This window comes from Bacillus sp. MUM 13, from assembly GCF_001866725.1.
Lineage (GTDB): Bacteria > Bacillota > Bacilli > Bacillales > DSM-1321 > Peribacillus.
Window position 1 is genome coordinate 1 of record NZ_MLYQ01000086.1, and the last position, 15,524, is coordinate 15,524.

Annotated in this window: 14 protein-coding genes and 1 other RNA gene; 7 read left to right on the forward strand and 8 right to left on the reverse strand. The window is 42.7% G+C overall.

Going from position 1 to position 15,524, the window contains the following annotated elements:
- Positions 1 to 188: 188 nt before the first annotated feature.
- The gene (locus BIV59_RS17795; RefSeq protein WP_071352801.1) at positions 189 to 803 is read right to left on the reverse strand and encodes a PH domain-containing protein; all 615 of its coding nucleotides are present in this window, start codon (positions 801 to 803) and stop codon (positions 189 to 191) included.
- Between the two features lie 41 nt (positions 804 to 844).
- Positions 845 to 1,375 (reverse strand): GNAT family N-acetyltransferase, encoded by a 531-nt coding sequence (locus tag BIV59_RS17800; RefSeq protein ID WP_083392245.1) that lies wholly within the window; start codon positions 1,373 to 1,375, stop codon positions 845 to 847.
- A 139-nt stretch (positions 1,376 to 1,514) separates the two neighbouring features.
- On the opposite strand from BIV59_RS17800, the gene BIV59_RS17805 reads away from it, so the two are divergent.
- From BIV59_RS17805 to BIV59_RS17830, 6 genes are all read left to right on the forward strand, one after another.
- The gene (locus tag BIV59_RS17805) at positions 1,515 to 2,351 is read left to right on the forward strand and encodes a class I SAM-dependent methyltransferase (protein ID WP_071352802.1); all 837 of its coding nucleotides are present in this window, start codon (positions 1,515 to 1,517) and stop codon (positions 2,349 to 2,351) included.
- A gap of 385 nt (positions 2,352 to 2,736) precedes the next feature.
- The gene (locus tag BIV59_RS17810) at positions 2,737 to 4,833 is read left to right on the forward strand and encodes a sensor domain-containing protein (RefSeq protein ID WP_071352803.1); all 2,097 of its coding nucleotides are present in this window, start codon (positions 2,737 to 2,739) and stop codon (positions 4,831 to 4,833) included.
- A gap of 406 nt (positions 4,834 to 5,239) precedes the next feature.
- Entirely contained in the window at positions 5,240 to 5,584 is a 345-nt protein-coding gene (locus tag BIV59_RS17815; RefSeq protein ID WP_071352804.1) for a PadR family transcriptional regulator, read from the forward strand.
- On the forward strand, positions 5,581 to 5,919 hold the full coding sequence (locus BIV59_RS17820; protein WP_071352805.1) for a DUF1048 domain-containing protein: 339 nt from the start codon (positions 5,581 to 5,583) through the stop codon (positions 5,917 to 5,919). The genes BIV59_RS17815 and BIV59_RS17820 overlap by 4 nt, the downstream gene beginning before the upstream one ends.
- 104 nt (positions 5,920 to 6,023) lie before the next feature.
- Positions 6,024 to 6,794, forward strand: coding sequence for an ABC transporter ATP-binding protein (locus tag BIV59_RS17825; protein WP_071352806.1), 771 nt, complete (start codon positions 6,024 to 6,026; stop codon positions 6,792 to 6,794).
- Positions 6,787 to 7,554: an ABC transporter permease gene (locus tag BIV59_RS17830; RefSeq protein WP_071352807.1), complete on the forward strand. Its 768-nt coding sequence runs from the start codon at positions 6,787 to 6,789 to the stop codon at positions 7,552 to 7,554. Before BIV59_RS17825 ends, BIV59_RS17830 begins: the two co-directional genes overlap by 8 nt.
- Before the next feature lie 690 nt (positions 7,555 to 8,244).
- Here BIV59_RS17830 and ssrA read toward each other — a convergent pair.
- The 5 genes from ssrA to secG all read right to left on the reverse strand — a co-directional run bounded on the left by ssrA (position 8,245) and on the right by secG (position 13,267).
- Positions 8,245 to 8,606, reverse strand: a transfer-messenger RNA (tmRNA) gene (gene ssrA / locus BIV59_RS17835).
- A gap of 125 nt (positions 8,607 to 8,731) precedes the next feature.
- Positions 8,732 to 9,199: an SsrA-binding protein SmpB gene (gene smpB, locus BIV59_RS17840; protein ID WP_071352808.1), complete on the reverse strand. Its 468-nt coding sequence runs from the start codon at positions 9,197 to 9,199 to the stop codon at positions 8,732 to 8,734.
- Positions 9,200 to 9,367: 168 nt separating this feature from the next.
- The gene (gene rnr / locus BIV59_RS17845; RefSeq protein ID WP_071352809.1) at positions 9,368 to 11,740 is read right to left on the reverse strand and encodes a ribonuclease R; all 2,373 of its coding nucleotides are present in this window, start codon (positions 11,738 to 11,740) and stop codon (positions 9,368 to 9,370) included.
- Positions 11,741 to 11,809: 69 nt separating this feature from the next.
- A complete protein-coding gene (locus tag BIV59_RS17850; protein ID WP_071352810.1) occupies positions 11,810 to 12,556 on the reverse strand; it encodes an alpha/beta hydrolase in 747 nt (248 codons plus the stop codon).
- Positions 12,557 to 13,033: 477 nt separating this feature from the next.
- A complete protein-coding gene (gene secG / locus BIV59_RS17855; RefSeq protein WP_071352811.1) occupies positions 13,034 to 13,267 on the reverse strand; it encodes a preprotein translocase subunit SecG in 234 nt (77 codons plus the stop codon).
- 267 nt (positions 13,268 to 13,534) lie between these two features.
- On the opposite strand from secG, the gene BIV59_RS17860 reads away from it, so the two are divergent.
- A complete protein-coding gene (locus tag BIV59_RS17860; protein ID WP_071352812.1) occupies positions 13,535 to 14,323 on the forward strand; it encodes a M15 family metallopeptidase in 789 nt (262 codons plus the stop codon).
- Between the two features lie 96 nt (positions 14,324 to 14,419).
- Here BIV59_RS17860 and BIV59_RS17865 read toward each other — a convergent pair whose 3' ends face one another.
- Complete coding sequence (locus BIV59_RS17865) at positions 14,420 to 15,385, reverse strand: LacI family DNA-binding transcriptional regulator (protein WP_071352813.1); 966 nt, start codon at positions 15,383 to 15,385, stop codon at positions 14,420 to 14,422.
- Positions 15,386 to 15,524 lie beyond the last annotated feature (139 nt).

Below are 15,524 nucleotides of genomic sequence, written 5' to 3' on the forward strand. Positions count from 1 at the left end.
GTTTAATTGATTATATAATTTAAATATTATAATAACATCAGGAGGGTTAATAAAAAAGCAAAGCAGCTTCAGTTTTTAATGTTACATAACACTTGTTTCATGACTAAAAAACCCATCCTGCTGGAATGGGCTTCTTTTTACTTAGGCTGTTTTCGTAAACTTTGTTGCTATTAGAAAAGAGCCTTTACTTAGTTATTGATATATTTCTCGAAAATTTCTCCATAATCCTTGATATGATATTGTTCATGGACACTTGTCATCCAGGTAAAGCCAAAATCAGTCAGGTCTCTATATGTATCTGCCAATTTAAGATCCTCCGTTCTTGAGTTTTGAAGGATGTTCACAGCTTTGTCCAGGCTTTGGGAGGCCATATCAATAAATAGACTGTTTTCATATGATAATTCAGAAATACGGAGCAGTGATTTATAGAGATCCTTTAATTGTTCAATCTGGTCTTTGCGGACGTCTATGTCGAATTGTTCATTGCCGGCCATGAACTTAATTTCAACATCCATATCAATCTTGCCTGCAGTTTCAAGAAACACATTAGAAATTTTGTGCTGGAAATAAGGATACCGCTTCAGCACTCTTTTGGATGACACAGCGTTCGCACCATCTACATGGATGATTGCAAGATTGGTAAAACAGTATTCATCCGCCTTAGTTTTGATTAAGAAGTATATTTTCTCGTTGTCTTCATGCATAACATAATCGTCAGCATCTGTTTTATCGTAATCCGCAGGGGCAATGATTGTTCCTATATCCGATAATCCCAGTGCATCGGCAGCTAATTTCTTAAACATCGTATCATCCTCTCAACATTTAATTATCTAATTTTATCACATTACAATTCCATTTTTATACCAATTTTTACTTTTGCGGCATCTAATGATTGGTGAAAAACAAGCTCCTCTCCGGACTCTCCAGCGAATTTTATTCCTTTATCCTTAAATCCGCACTTTTTATATAAATTCCGGGCCGGCACATTCGTATGATGTACTGTCAGCAGAATTTCGTTTTTATAAGGAATAGCCCTTTTTATAAATTCAGGTAATAAATTCAGCGCCTGCACGGCCACTTTCCTTCCCTGATAGCGCTGATCAATGGAAAAGGATTTGAAAATTACCGCTTCTTCATTCCCTGTATAAATATTCGACTCTGATCCATAATCTAAAACAAAAAAACCAGCTGGCCTTTCATCCTCAGTAATAAGTACAGCCAGTTTATCTTCACCTTCCCTACAAGCTTCTACAGCAACAGCGGGCATAGTTGTGTATATAGCCTGTTCCTCCGGGAGGACATACTGAAGGAGCGCCGGAAAGTCACTCCGCTCATATACCTTTAATTTCACCATTCCGCTTCCATCCCCTTTCATCTAATCGCCTCCGTTTATTTTTTGTTTGGCCCGGCCACAAATTCTGGGCGGCACCCATTTACTAATCGGACAAAAAAAGGAATCAAGCCCTTTATTCGAGAACTATCTTAATGTCGCAAAATACAGAAGAGGTGATGTAATGGAGCAAAACACACTGGATAAAATCACAAAATGCATGCTCACAAAATCAGATATACAGAAAGTCCAGACAGAGCACCGTATTAAACTGGCTCAGTTTTGGGGAATAAAAGAAGGCAGCCGGTTGCTCGAAATTGGCTGCGGTCAGGGAGATACCACAGCAGTACTTGCCTATCTTGCCGGGGAAACAGGCTTTGTGCACGCAATTGACATCGCTTCCCCTGATTACGGGGCGCCGGCCACACTTGGGGCCTCTGCTGATTTTCTGAAAAAGTCATTTCTTGGGGACCGGATCGCATTCGACTTTGAAACAAATGTATTATCACCCGGCATCGATTTTCCGGATAACTATTTTGATTTTATCATCCTGTCACACTGCTCCTGGTATTTCAAGACATCCCGGGAGTTTTCGAGTGTACTTGAACGGACAAGAAAGTGGGGAAAACAACTATGCTTTGCAGAGTGGGATGCAAGAATTACCTCGATAGAGCAATACCCCCATCTTCTGGCGATTCTCATACAAGCACAGTATGAAAGCTTTAAGAATGATAGTGAATCTAATGTGCGGACACTATTTACACCTGAGGATATTAAGAATATTGCCGGGAAAGCCGGCTTTCGCATTCAAAAAGAAACCTCCATACTTTCAAGCCTGCTGCAGGATGCCAAATGGGAAATTGAGGGTCTCTTACAAACATATAACGAAGAGATATCCTTAATCGATGATATGCCGGACAAGCTTAAATCACTCATACATTCGGAAGTGAATCTGCTGAAAGAGTCCATTAAACACCAGCAAGTTAAACCGATGCCCATATATGCATGCACTGCTGAATAGCCTTCGTGATTATCACGAACGGCTTTTTTTGGTTAATAATAACCTCGCCATCCATATTTGGTTCAATAAAAATTATTCAAAATAAGAAAGAATGGCCGATACTACTAGATAAGTAATAAAGTGAACCAAAAATAGGAAAATAGTATGTCATACCACTTAAATTATGTAATTTATATATTCTTCATTTTATTGCTTTGTTAAACTTGCCCGCTGATGTCCGCTCCAGAAGGCTCAAGCGGCGTTAACCAAGCGTTCACGCCGCCCAAACGTCTTGCACTCCAAAAACCATCAACGTACGTTAACAAAGCCTATTTTATAGGACCCACTAACAACAAGCTTTCAATACCGGGTAAACACATTGAAATACTGTAAAGGATGCGACCACATGACTGCTAACGATTCAATGCCATCAGATCATTTATTTGATGTTTATCAATCTCTTTTTAATTATAATCCTGAAGCGGGCTACGTGCTCGATATGGAAGGGAAGTTTTTACTTGTTAATGATTCAGCTGTTAACCTCGTTGGTTATTCGAGGGAAGAAATACTTTCTATGTCCTTTGTTTCGATATTACCGAAAAATCAGATTGATCATACCCTTCAGTATTTTAAAAGTGCCTTAAAGGGAAATCAGGAAAGATTTTACACGTCCATTCAAACAAAAAACAAGCAATATAAAGAACTATGCGTGATTGCTTTACCTATTTTTAACAACTCCAGAATCACTGGAGTAATCGGAATAGCTAAGGATATTACAGAAATAAAAAAGACCAGGCTGGAATTAATAAAATCCCGCAGCCAAATGGAAAGCATATTTAATAGTGTGGATATTTGCTTATGGTCATTTGACCTCGGCATGAAAAGGCTATTAAATATTTCTCCTGCCTGCTTAAAAATATTCGGGCTCTCTCAAGAGAAATTCATAAAGAATCCTATTCTGTGGAGGGAATTCATTCATCCTGAGGATATGGGTATGGTTACCCGGAAACAAGCTGCGCTTTATGAGGGAACTTCACTTGAATACGAATATCGGATCATTCATCAGGATGGAACTGTCAAATGGATAAGTGAACATACTATTCCCATGCGTGATCACATTGGCCGAATTGTCCGTTTTGAAGGTGTGGTCATTGATATAACACAGCGTAAGATGGCTGAAGAACACCTGCATCATATGGCGTACCACGATACATTGACTGGACTTCCAAACAGGCGGCTGCTCAGCGAGCGAATCGAATCAAGCCTTGCAAAGGCGAAGCTGAAGCAGGAAAAAGTTGTTTTTATGTACCTTGACCTGGATCATTTTAAATTTATTAATGATTCGCTTGGCCATGACCTTGGTGATGAGCTGCTCCAAGTCATAGCCGGACGGGTAAAAGGCTGTTTACGGAAACAAGATACGCTATCACGCCAGGGCGGTGACGAGTTCGCTATAATTCTCGATGATATCGATTTAAAAGAAGCCTATGAAATTGCCGATATGTGCCTCAGTGTCATTTCAAAACCCGTTTTGCTTCGTGACCAGGAATTTTTGTTGACTGCCAGCATTGGAATCAGTCTTTTCCCTGATCACGGCCAGACGGCTGAACATCTTATCAAGCGGGCTGATCAGGCTATGTACCAGGCAAAGGGCAATGGCAGGAATAACTTCAAGCTATATACGGAGGAAATGGAAACTGGCCTGACAAGAAGAGTTTTAATCGGCCAGAGCTTTCATAGAGCTTTAACTAATCACGAATTCTCTTTGCACTATCAGCCAATCGTGAATGTTGAGGAACGCAGGATTGTAGGATTTGAAGCGCTGATCCGGTGGCAGCATCCTTCTCTTGGTTTCATTCCGCCATCTGAATTCATCGAATTATCAGAAGAAACGGGTATGATTCTCCACATTGGAGCATGGGTTCTCCAGACAGCATGCCGGCAAATCAAGGAATTGGAACTAAAAGGATACAGCAATCTATATGTCTCTGTTAATGTATCGGCACGGCAATTTGAAGAAGCCTCCTTCGTAAAGCAATTAATGGACTTGCTTCAGGAAAACCGTCTGAATCCGAGCCAGCTGAAAATAGAGATTACTGAAAGCACCGCCATGACAAATGTGCTGGATATCATTCATAAAATGAATGAACTGCGGTCAATCGGCGTCGAGATTTCCATTGATGATTTTGGCACCGGATATTCCTCCCTAAGTTATTTGAAGAGCTTTCATATCCATACACTGAAAATTGACCAATCGTTTATAGCGGATATCCTGCTTGATTCCAACCAGGAAGCCATTGTCAAGGCCATAACCGCGATGGCTGCCAGCTTGGGAATCAAAACCGTGGCAGAAGGCGTCGAACAACTCGATCAGCTAATATTCTTGTATTCTATAGGCTGTACCCAAATGCAGGGTTATTTTTTCAGCAAACCCCTTCCCTTTGCCCAGGCAGAAAAACTGCTCGCATCGGGCAGAGATTTATTTAATGGTTTTCCCGCTTAACTAATGTGCAAAGCAGGATACAAACTTAGTAAAAACGCAGCACGATTGAGATCCAGTGTACGGCAAAAATGGGCAGCATGAGGGAGCGGATTATTTCCGCTCCTTTTTAATTTGCTGGTTTGTCACTAAAAATGGAAAGGCAGTAAAATATATTGTCCATCAACAAAGCCCTTTAAATTTTTTTAAAAGTAACTCTTGCAGATCATTCATTTAAAATTGACTAAAGTTTGAGCTGCTAAATTTGATAAAAACACCTATGCCTTTTTAGCGAAAATGTATTGACAATCACCACTATTCGGTAATACTATATACTAGTAGTAAGTAATACAGAATATCAGTGTCACAAAATACCTGTGCTGCTTAGTACTAAAAAAATACTAAGTGAACTACAAATGGAGGAAGAAATTTGGAAAATATTACAGAAATGCTGAAAGGGGTGCTTGAGGGCTGTGTGCTTGAAATCATAAGCCGTGGTGAAACTTACGGCTACGAAATCACTCAGCAGCTGCGGGAACTTGGCTTCACTGACGTGGTTGAAGGTACAGTTTATACGATTACCATGCGGCTTGAGAAAAACAATCTGGTGAACATAGAGAAAAAGCCATCCCCCATGGGACCGCCCAGAAAATTTTACACACTCAACACAGCAGGTCGAGAGCAGCTTGAATTATTTTGGAAAAAATGGGATTTTGTATCGAGTAAAATAAACGAACTCAAAACTAAAATAAAATTAAAAGGAGAACTAAAATGAGTATTATTAAAAAAATTATCGGAAGTCTGGATGACAAGCGTGAATGGAAACAGCTAGAGGCTCGGGGGAAGGCACTTCCAAGTGAGTACCGCAACGCTTACAACGCTATCAAAAAATATATGTGGACCGCTGGAGGCCCAACCGACTGGAGTGACGTCACCCGTATCTTTGGAGGCATTCTCGATCTCTTCGAAGAAGGTGCAGCGGAAGGCAAGAAAGTCACTGACCTCACAGGTGAGGACGTGGCGGCATTCTGTGACGAACTAGTGAAGGACACGAAAACCTGGAAGGACAAATACCGCTCGAAGCTGAATGATACTATTGACCGCGGCTAACGGCGAGAAACTGGCGGATTTTCACCTGGCACCGGCACTAACGGAGCAAACCCTATATCCCCCCGAGTTTGCTCTGTATCAAAGGGCAGAAAGGAATATGATAAATGACTGAAAATATTATTGAAGTCAAAGGTCTTATCAAATCTTTCAAGGATAAAGAAGTCCTCAAAAGTTTGGACTTTGAAATAAAAAATGGAGAAATCTTCGCTCTCCTCGGTGAAAACGGAGCAGGAAAAACAACCACAATCAAAATTCTTGCCACTCTATCGGAAATGACAGCAGGGACAGCAATTGTAAATGGCTTTGATGTGCTAAAAAGTCCGAATAATGTGAGAAAATCAATCTCGCTCACAGGTCAATTTACTGCAATTGATGAAATATTGACCGGCCGTGAAAATCTCATCATGATGGCGAGGCTCCGTCATCTGTCACATCCTAAAGTTATTGCTCAAGAAATGTTAGAGAAGTTTGACTTGACAGAAGCTGCAGATCGTAAGGCTGCCACTTATTCTGGGGGTATGAAGCGCCGCTTGGATTTGGCCATGAGCTTTATCGGGGAACCAGCTGTGATATTCCTTGATGAGCCAACTACAGGCCTTGACCCGAAAGTCCGTCGCGAAGTCTGGGAATTGGTGAGTGCTCTTAATAAAAAGGGGGCAGCTATTTTCCTGACAACACAATATTTAGAAGAAGCAGAAGCACTGGCAGATCGCATTGCAGTTCTTCACAAAGGGAAACTTATCGCTAATGCTCCTCTTGCTGAGCTGAAAGCTATGCTGCCTGAGGCAGAAGTCGAATACGTCAGAAAAGAACCTACACTCGAAAAAATCTACCTGTACTTGACCGGTGAGAAAGGAGAAACAAACAATGACTAATTACTTTTTTCATGATATTGCAACCATGGCGAGTCGCTCGATGAAGCATATTTTCCGCAGTGCAGATACTATTATCACGATGGCTGTGACGCCGATTGCCTTAATGCTCATGTTTGTCTATGTTTTTGGCGGAGCTATGCATACAGGCACAAGTGCTTCCTACGTAAAATACCTGCTGCCAGGAATCTTGCTCCAGGCGATTGCGAGCGGGGTCGCCTACACATCATACCGTCTCTTCATTGATGTATCTAAAGGGATCTTTGAACGCTTCCACTCTATGCCGATTTCACAAAGTGCTGTACTTTGGGGGCATATTTTGACTTCGCTAGTGTCTAATGCTATCTCAATTGTTGTGATTGTACTGGTTGCCTGGGTGATGGGCTTCCGATCATCTGCTGATATCCTTGATTGGCTGGGAGTTGCTGGAATTCTCTTAGTCGTTGTTCTTGCATTGACTTGGCTTGCTGTCCTTGCAGGCCTATCTGCCAAGACGGTGGACGGAGCGTCAGCCTTCTCTTATCCTCTAATTTTCTTACCCTTTGTCAGCTCGGCTTTTGTCCCAACTTCCTCTATGCCTGCAGCTGTACGTATTTTCGCTGAAAATCAGCCCGTCACAGCTATTGTCAACACTATCCGTGCCCTGCTCAATAATCAATCTGCCGGAAACAATATCTGGATTGCCCTCGCATGGTGTTTAGGCATTACCATTGTTGCTTATCTCCTTGCCAAGCGGACATATAAAAAACGCATCTTGAATTAAACTAAATCACAAATAGGAGAGATAAAAAGGGATAGAATCTGCCAATCCAATAATGAGAAAAAATCAAGAAAAATAACTAACCCGTGGGTTCGTGGAATTAGCGTAGCGGCAGCGTCCGCCTTTGCGAACGTCTAAGGAAATAGTCTCCATAGGTGTCGATGACAGCAAGTCGGCGAGTTCCTTCTCCTCGGTGCGCCATAGTTTCTCGCCAAAAGCATTGAGGGTACGGGTGATGGTAAACTCCGATTGGGATGCGGCATGTTCCATTTTCCTCCCTTGTGTTCATGTCAAATATCTTTACAATAGAAATAAAAATCTGATTAACAATTCTTCTCCGTTTTGAACAACCTCTAAATAAAAGGCTGTTTTCGTAAACTTTGTTGCTATGGAACAAGGGGTTGATTTCCGCTCCAGGATGCTCGCTTTCCGCGGGGCGGGCGGTGAGCCCCTCAGCTGCGCTTGCGGGGTCTCACCTTCCCGCTAATCCCACAGGAGTCTCGCACCTTACACTCCAATCAACTCGGTTTAACAACGGGGTCGCTTCACAGAATAAAAAAAGAAATGCTCAGAGCCATAAAACTCTGAGCATTTTTGCATATCATTAAACATAAAATTGTCAAAGAGTTTTGAAGCACGAATATTCCGCAGTGCTGAAAATTATTTAAAACAAAAAACCACCAAATATGTATTTGGTGGAGACGGTGGGAGTCGAACCCACGTCCAGACATAACGGCACTTAAGCTTCTACGAGTGTAGTCGGCATATTGATGTTTCGCTGAATCTTATGCCTGCCAACAGGCGTCAGAGCAGCTAGTCTGGTTGTTCTCTTCCTTCATCCTCAGACGGTGGAATCCGGCGTAGCCCACTTAGAGTGAGTCCCTTACCCTACCACATGGGCAATGGAGGGAGGAACCGCTATCGACTGTTATTAAGCAGCGAAAGCGAAGTTGTTGTTTTGTTTGCCAGTTATAGGCGTTGACGTTTTAACGAGGCCGATCCCCTCGACTCGCAACCTAAGCTCGAACTATCCCTGTCGAATCCGTAACGTCCCCATAATAGAAATGGAGCGTACGAGAAAGTGAATAGTCAGCTGGTGTGCTGATATTCAGTTGTCATCGGTACATAACTTATTATAACAGATTCGCTGAGAAATTCAATTGTAAGGTCTTGCTAATCCCTACATCTTCTGCCTGTCGCGGAAAGCGCGTTCGATATCTCTTTTAGCTTCCTTCTTCTTCAGGTCCTCTCGCTTGTCATATTGCTTTTTACCTCTGCCCAGGCCAATTAAAACCTTCGCAAAGCCATTTTTTAAATAAATTTTTAATGGGACAATGGTATACCCGGTTTCCTTGGTATCCCCAATCAGCTTACTGATTTGCTTTTTGTGCAGCAGCAGCTTTCTTGTTCTTAACGGATCATGGTTAAACCTGTTTCCCTGCTCGTATGGGCTGATATGCATATTGTGGAGATAAATTTCTCCTCTTTCAATTTTAGCAAAAGAATCTTTCAGATTAACCTTCCCTGCACGGATGGACTTGATTTCAGTGCCCTGCAGGACAATCCCGGATTCAAACGTTTCTTCTATGAAATAATCATGATACGCTTTTTTGTTTTGTGCTAATTGCTTGCCAGTACCTTTTGGCATCTCTTGTCTCCCCCTCATCAAAAAACAGAAGCAGATAAATTGGTTTTAACAGAAGCAAGGCCCGCGCTTTGATCGCAAAAGCCTGACTGCCGTAAAAACCCATTTTGTTCACCAAGCCATCAATGAAGAAAGAACTCCATTGATGGCTGTTTCACTTTACCCGCTTTTTTATCTCTTTCTTGGTCTCTTCTTTTTGCGTTTTGCTGCAGGTGCATTTTCGTAAAACTTTCTCTTTTTCTTGGACTTTCTTTCTGAAGAAGAACTATCCCCGCTCTTTTCATTCCTTCCCCTGCTGCTTCCTCCGCTTTTCCGGTCATCATTACGCCCGTTTCTGCGTTTTCTGTCGCTTGGAGCAGCCTTGAAAATCCTTTTTTCACCTGTTGAACGCGGCCGGATATTTTTCATCCCGATGATTTCAAAATCAATGGCACGCTCATCTTTATTCACATTGGACACCCGGATGGAAATTTCATCGCCAATCCGGTATACCTTAGCAGTCCGCTCCCCGATCATGGCAAGCTGGCGCTCATCAAAACGGTAATAATCATCACTCATCGCGCTGACATGCACAAGGCCTTCTATCGTATTAGGAAGCTCGACGAACATTCCGAAATTAGTTACAGAACCGATGATTCCATCGTATTCCTCGCCAATCTTATCCAGCATGTATTCTGCTTTTTTCAGGTCATCCGTTTCGCGCTCAGCATCGACAGCACGGCGCTCGCGCTTGGAAGTATGGTCAGCAATGCCCGGCAACAGATCATTCCACTTTGCTTTTGTCGCTTCATTCATTTTTCCTTCTATTAGATAAGTCCTGATTAACCGGTGAACGATTAAATCCGGATACCTTCGGATAGGTGAAGTAAAATGAGTGTAATATTCCGTGGAAAGTCCAAAGTGACCCAAGCATTCAGGATCATATTTCGCCTGCTGCATCGAGCGGAGCATGACAGTGGATATTACCATTTCCTCCGGCTTTCCTGAAACAGCTTCTATGATATCCTGGAGCGCCCTTGGATGTACGGAGCTTGCAGAACCGCGGACAATGTAACCGAAGTTGGTGATGAACTCGAAGAAACGCTGAAGCTTCTCTTCTTTCGGGTCTTCATGTATCCGGTACAGAAACGGAACTTTGAGTTTCTGGAAATGTTCTGCAACCGTTTCGTTTGCGGCAAGCATGAACTCTTCAATCAAATGCTCCGCAACAGAACGCTCGCGAAGAACTACATCCTTTGGATGCCCATCTTCATCTACAACTACTCTCGCTTCCTTAAAGTCGAAGTCAATCGCTCCGCGTTCCATCCGTTTTTTCCGGAGAATCTGTGCAAGCTTCTCCATATCCTGGAACATTGGAACAAGGGGCTCATAGCGGTCCATCAGGTCCTGATCTTTATCGACAAGTATTTTATTCACATCTCCATATGTCATCCGTTCCTTAGTCTTAATGACACTCTCAAAGATATCATGGCTGACAACCTGCCCTGAAGACGTAATTTCCATTTCACAGGATAAGGTAAAACGGTCTACCTTTGGATTAAGGGAGCAAATGCCATTTGATAAACGATGAGGAATCATGGGAATAACACGGTCAACAAGGTATACACTTGTTCCTCTATCCAATGCTTCCTTATCAATCGGCGAGTTTTCCGTCACATAATGGCTCACATCGGCAATATGGACACCAAGCTTATAATTTCCGTTATCAAGCACGGTAACAGTGACGGCATCGTCCAGGTCCTTTGCATCTGCCCCGTCAATCGTAACAAGGGATTCATTCCGGAGATCCCGTCTGTTTCCGATTTCGCTTTCTTCAATGGTATCCGGCACTTCATTCGCCTGCTTCATGACATCTGCAGGGAACTCCAGAGGCAAGCCATGTTTATGGATAACTGAAAGTATGTCGACCCCTGGATCATTTTTATGGCCCAGGATTTGAATGACTTCACCCTCGGCACTTGTCCGGCCCTCGGGGTAGGAAGTCAGCTTCACCACAACCTTGTGTCCTTCAACAGCTCCGGCTGAAGCATTTTTCGGAATGAATATGTCATTGGCGATTTTCTTATCATCTGGAATGACGAACCCAAAATGCTTGCTTTCTGAATATGTACCCACGACTTCTTTAATTCCGCGCTCTACAATTTTTTCAACAGCGCCTTCTCTTCTTGATCCGGAACTCTCCGAGGAAACCCTCACAAGCACGATATCTCCATGCATGGCATTCTTTGTTTCTGTCGGCGGGATAAATATATCATCCGCTCCAGGCTGGTCTTCAGGGGTTACAAAGGCAAATCCCTTTGCATGCCCGGACAGCTTGCCGCGGACCAGGTTCATTTTTTGGGGAAGGCCGTATCGATTGCTTCGTGTTCTGATCACAAGGCCTTTTTCCTCCATTTTAACTAACGCTTTAACAAAATCCTTGAAATCGGCAGAATCCTCAATCCCAAGCGCCTCTTCAAGCTCCTGGACCGTCAAAGGCTTATACGCTTCCTCTTTCATGTAAGAGAGGAGCTTATCCATATGTTTACGGATGCTTTCTTCCATTGATTAAAACCTCCTTTGCTGAAAAAACAATCTATTCTATTATTTTTACCCATGTACATGTTTTATACGTCACTCAGACCAATCCAGTTCCTCAAGAAATCCGTAGATATCCTCATGCAGCATGTCCCGCTCCTTATCAAGGGTAATGACATGCCCTGACTCTTCATACCATTTAATGCGCTTTAAATCAGACTCTGCCCCATTATAGATAATGTTGGCGCTGTCTGTATTGATCATCTCGTCAAGCCTTGCCTGTGCCACAAAAACGGGAGCATATATATGATCCACATGACCGCGGACATCTGAGATCAATTCCTGAAGCGCCTTCAATGTTTTCATCGGTGTTCCGGCAAACCGCGCCATTTCTGTTTCGATTTCTTCAGCTGTTTTTCCTTCCCGCCTTTTAAATTCTCTGGCGTAAGCTAAAACTCCTTTATACATGGTCTCTTCACTTTTGATATACATAGGCGCACACATGGGTACGATACCCTTTATAGGTACAGTGTAACCTAATTTGAGGGAAAATACGCCTCCAAGCGATAAGCCTGCTACAGCAATTTCCTGATGTCCCTTTGCCTTCAGGAAATCATACGCCCTCATCACATCTTTCCACCAGTCGGCAGGTCCGGTTTCTACCAGCTCCTCTGCCGGTACACCGTGCCCCTTGTATTGAGGAGCATGGCAGGTATACCCCCTCTTTTCCAAAAAGCGTCCCAGCATGCGGACATCTGAAGAATTACCGGTAAAACCATGAAGCAAAAGGACAGCCCGTTTTCCTCCTTCAAAGGTAAACGGCTGAGGCAATTTAATTTTCATTATATAAAACCCCTTTATTCCGGAATCAGGATGAAATTTGTCAGCAAGGAAAAACCAAATTTAATCAAACGTTTGATTAAATCCCCTAAAGCCCTGCGGCAACGCGCTTCCCTCGTTTTTATGAAGCAGCCGGGTGCTTTCTGGATGTATACTTTTATGGTCTCCATGTATCCAGCCATTTAACATCTCATTTCCTATTAAACCAAAAAAACCGCATGCATGCTATTTGAAGGCATTAAAGAGAATGTCTTTCTCCATAATAGCTCATCACTCTTCCTTTACAGGTGCTATTTGTCGCTCCATTAACAACCATAGACCTGAGGCTGCATTTGATTTAATGAGGATTAGCGCGGGCAAGGAATGGGTAATGGAGACCACAGAGGCGTAAAGCGGACCCGAGAGCGGGAATCCTGCCGGGCAGCCAAAGACGGTAAGAAAAAAAGCCTGGCTGAACATCAGCCAGGCATCTTCACTACATTATACTCGGAAATAGGTCACTAACAATGCTAAAGCAAAGAACAATACAGCAAGAACGACTGTTGCTCTGTGAAGAACCAAGTCAAGTCCGCGGGCTTTTTGCTTGCCGAATAACTGTTCTGCGCCACCGGCTATTGCACCTGACAATCCCGCGCTTTTTCCGGATTGCAGAAGTACACAAATGATAAGGGCGATACTAACAATAACTAAAAGTGTTACTATTAATGCATGCATGCATGACACCTCCTGATAACCATTAAACATTACCTTTAATGTACCACAATATGTCACTTTCCACAATGCCGGCTGAACAACTAACTTTACTGACACTTAAATTATTAGAAGACATGCATTTTTCAAAAATTTCGGGGCCTAAGTACTTTCCATTTAATTCCCCGAAGATATATGATATAAAAGCATGTAACCTATTTTATCTAGTGTATAATTCATAAAGGACAAGCATTTTGTCCTTCAAAAAGTTTCAAGTGGGGGCTTATTTACATGTTTAGAAACGTATTAACCGCAACAGCATTATCCTCAGTCATCCTTTTTTCTGCAGGATGCTCTGCAAATGACAAAAACCAGGATGCCAAGGACACACCTAAGGAACATCAATCCCACAATTCAGGGAAAACAGCTTCCAATGACAGTACAAAACAAAATAACAGCAGCTCAGATGATCAGCACAAAGCCGTTACTGCTTCTGCACATCCCAGCAGCATTGAGGTCTTAGTGAATAAAAGCAATTTATTGCCTGACAATTATGAGCCAGCCGATCTCGTGTATCCTAATGTACCATTCATTTTTAAAGAAAAAATCGAAAAACGCATGATGCGCAAAGAAGCCGCCCAAGCCCTTGAAAAAATGTTTAAGGCTGCAAAAGCCGATGGCATGAATCTTGCAGGCGTTTCAGCTTATCGTTCTCATACCAGACAGGTTGCCGTATTTAACAGCTATGTAAAAAAAGACGGCATCGCGAAAGCTAAGACTTACAGTGCAGTGCCCGGAACAAGCGAGCACGAAACAGGGCTTGCTATTGATGTAGGAACTCTTGACGGCAAATGCGCTGCCCAGGACTGCTTCGGCCAGACGCCCGAATCCGCATGGCTTGCCAAACATGCCGGCGATTACGGATTCATCATCAGGTACCCTCAGGGGAAACAGAATATAACGGGCTACAAATACGAAGCCTGGCACATCCGATACGTTGGCGTGAAGATAAGCAAAGAAATCGCGGCCCGCGGAATTACACTGGAAGAATACTATAATGCTGCACCTGTATCCAAATAAGCCAGGCGCACCTTGGACATTTGGGATATGGCCCGCAGCTATATACAAAAAATCTGCTCCCCGCAAAAGGGAGCAGATTTTTTTAATAGTATTTGCCTAACTTTGATTAACTGAATCTCCAGGAATCATGGATACATAGATGCGTTCATTCTCCACTGTTTCTCCGGCTAGTAATTTAAGAAGGTGTTCAGCCGCTAAAGCCCCCCACTTTCGTTCTGAATAATCAATAGTCGCAAGCCGCGGCCTTATATACTGTGCAACTTCAATATTATCAAACCCAATAATGTGGATGTCTTTTCCTACATTGAGATCTGTTTTAGCTAAATAGTTATACATGCCTACTGCCATTTCATCATTAAGACAAAATACTGCTGCCGGTCCGGTATACTCCATAGCAATTTGTTCCGCAGCTTTTTCTCCGCTTAGTTTATTAAAATCACCTTCGAGTTCAGTGAATTGTATATGATCATAACGCTTTACCGCCTGTCTTGCAGCTTGAAGGCGCTGATTGGAATCATATGTGTAGTTCGGTCCTGTAACAGCATAAATTTTCCGATGGCCATTTTCTATCAAATAATCAATTGCAAGAGTAGCACCGGCTTTGTTATCTAGGAGCACTTGATTTATATTAGGGTGATTTAATTCCCGGTCCATCACAACTAACTTATGTCCCCGTTCGGCATAGGAAATCAGTTCTTCGCTTAAAAAGGTTGCATCCAGGATGATAGCCCCGTCAATCATCCTCTCCGGCAAAAAGCGGTGTGATTCTAAGCCGGTGCAGACAATCAGCTCGTACCCTTTTAAACTCAAGGCTTCCTGCATCCCCTGCAATAGCTCTCCATAGAAAGCGCCTCCATAATTTGTAAGGAAAACACCGATAATTTTCGTTTCCTGCTTTTTTAGGGATCGGGCGGCTGCGTTCGGAATATAGTTCAACTCATCCGCAATCGCTATAATTCTTGCCGCCGTTTCTTCTGTTACTTTGGGATTTCCATTTAGTGCATATGAAACAGTTGAGATCGATACACCAGCCTTTTTTGCGATATCCTTTATACTAACCAATTCCCTCTCTCCTATCAGCTCTTCATATAATTATTATACATGGTTGAAATTCAATATTTATAGCTATTATATATATCGTCGTCCTACAGATGAAATACATCAGTCCAGAGAATACGTATACGAAAATAAGAAAAGCCAC

What these genes read in the sequence shown, in the direction of transcription:
- BIV59_RS17800 (WP_083392245.1), bottom strand. Translation starts at nt 1,375, where the DNA reads ATGAAAGGGGATGGAAGCGGAATGGTGAAATTAAAGGTATATGAGCGG.
- BIV59_RS17820 (WP_071352805.1), top strand. Translation starts at nt 5,581, where the DNA reads ATGAGTATTATTAAAAAAATTATCGGAAGTCTGGATGACAAGCGTGAA.
- BIV59_RS17830 (WP_071352807.1), top strand. Translation starts at nt 6,787, where the DNA reads ATGACTAATTACTTTTTTCATGATATTGCAACCATGGCGAGTCGCTCG.
- BIV59_RS17810 (WP_071352803.1), top strand. Translation starts at nt 2,737, where the DNA reads ATGACTGCTAACGATTCAATGCCATCAGATCATTTATTTGATGTTTAT.
- BIV59_RS17805 (WP_071352802.1), top strand. Translation starts at nt 1,515, where the DNA reads ATGGAGCAAAACACACTGGATAAAATCACAAAATGCATGCTCACAAAA.
- BIV59_RS17795 (WP_071352801.1), bottom strand. Translation starts at nt 803, where the DNA reads ATGTTTAAGAAATTAGCTGCCGATGCACTGGGATTATCGGATATAGGA.
- secG (WP_071352811.1), bottom strand. Translation starts at nt 13,267, where the DNA reads ATGCATGCATTAATAGTAACACTTTTAGTTATTGTTAGTATCGCCCTT.
- rnr (WP_071352809.1), bottom strand. Translation starts at nt 11,740, where the DNA reads ATGGAAGAAAGCATCCGTAAACATATGGATAAGCTCCTCTCTTACATG.
- BIV59_RS17825 (WP_071352806.1), top strand. Translation starts at nt 6,024, where the DNA reads ATGACTGAAAATATTATTGAAGTCAAAGGTCTTATCAAATCTTTCAAG.
- BIV59_RS17860 (WP_071352812.1), top strand. Translation starts at nt 13,535, where the DNA reads ATGTTTAGAAACGTATTAACCGCAACAGCATTATCCTCAGTCATCCTT.
- BIV59_RS17850 (WP_071352810.1), bottom strand. Translation starts at nt 12,556, where the DNA reads ATGAAAATTAAATTGCCTCAGCCGTTTACCTTTGAAGGAGGAAAACGG.
- smpB (WP_071352808.1), bottom strand. Translation starts at nt 9,199, where the DNA reads ATGCCAAAAGGTACTGGCAAGCAATTAGCACAAAACAAAAAAGCGTAT.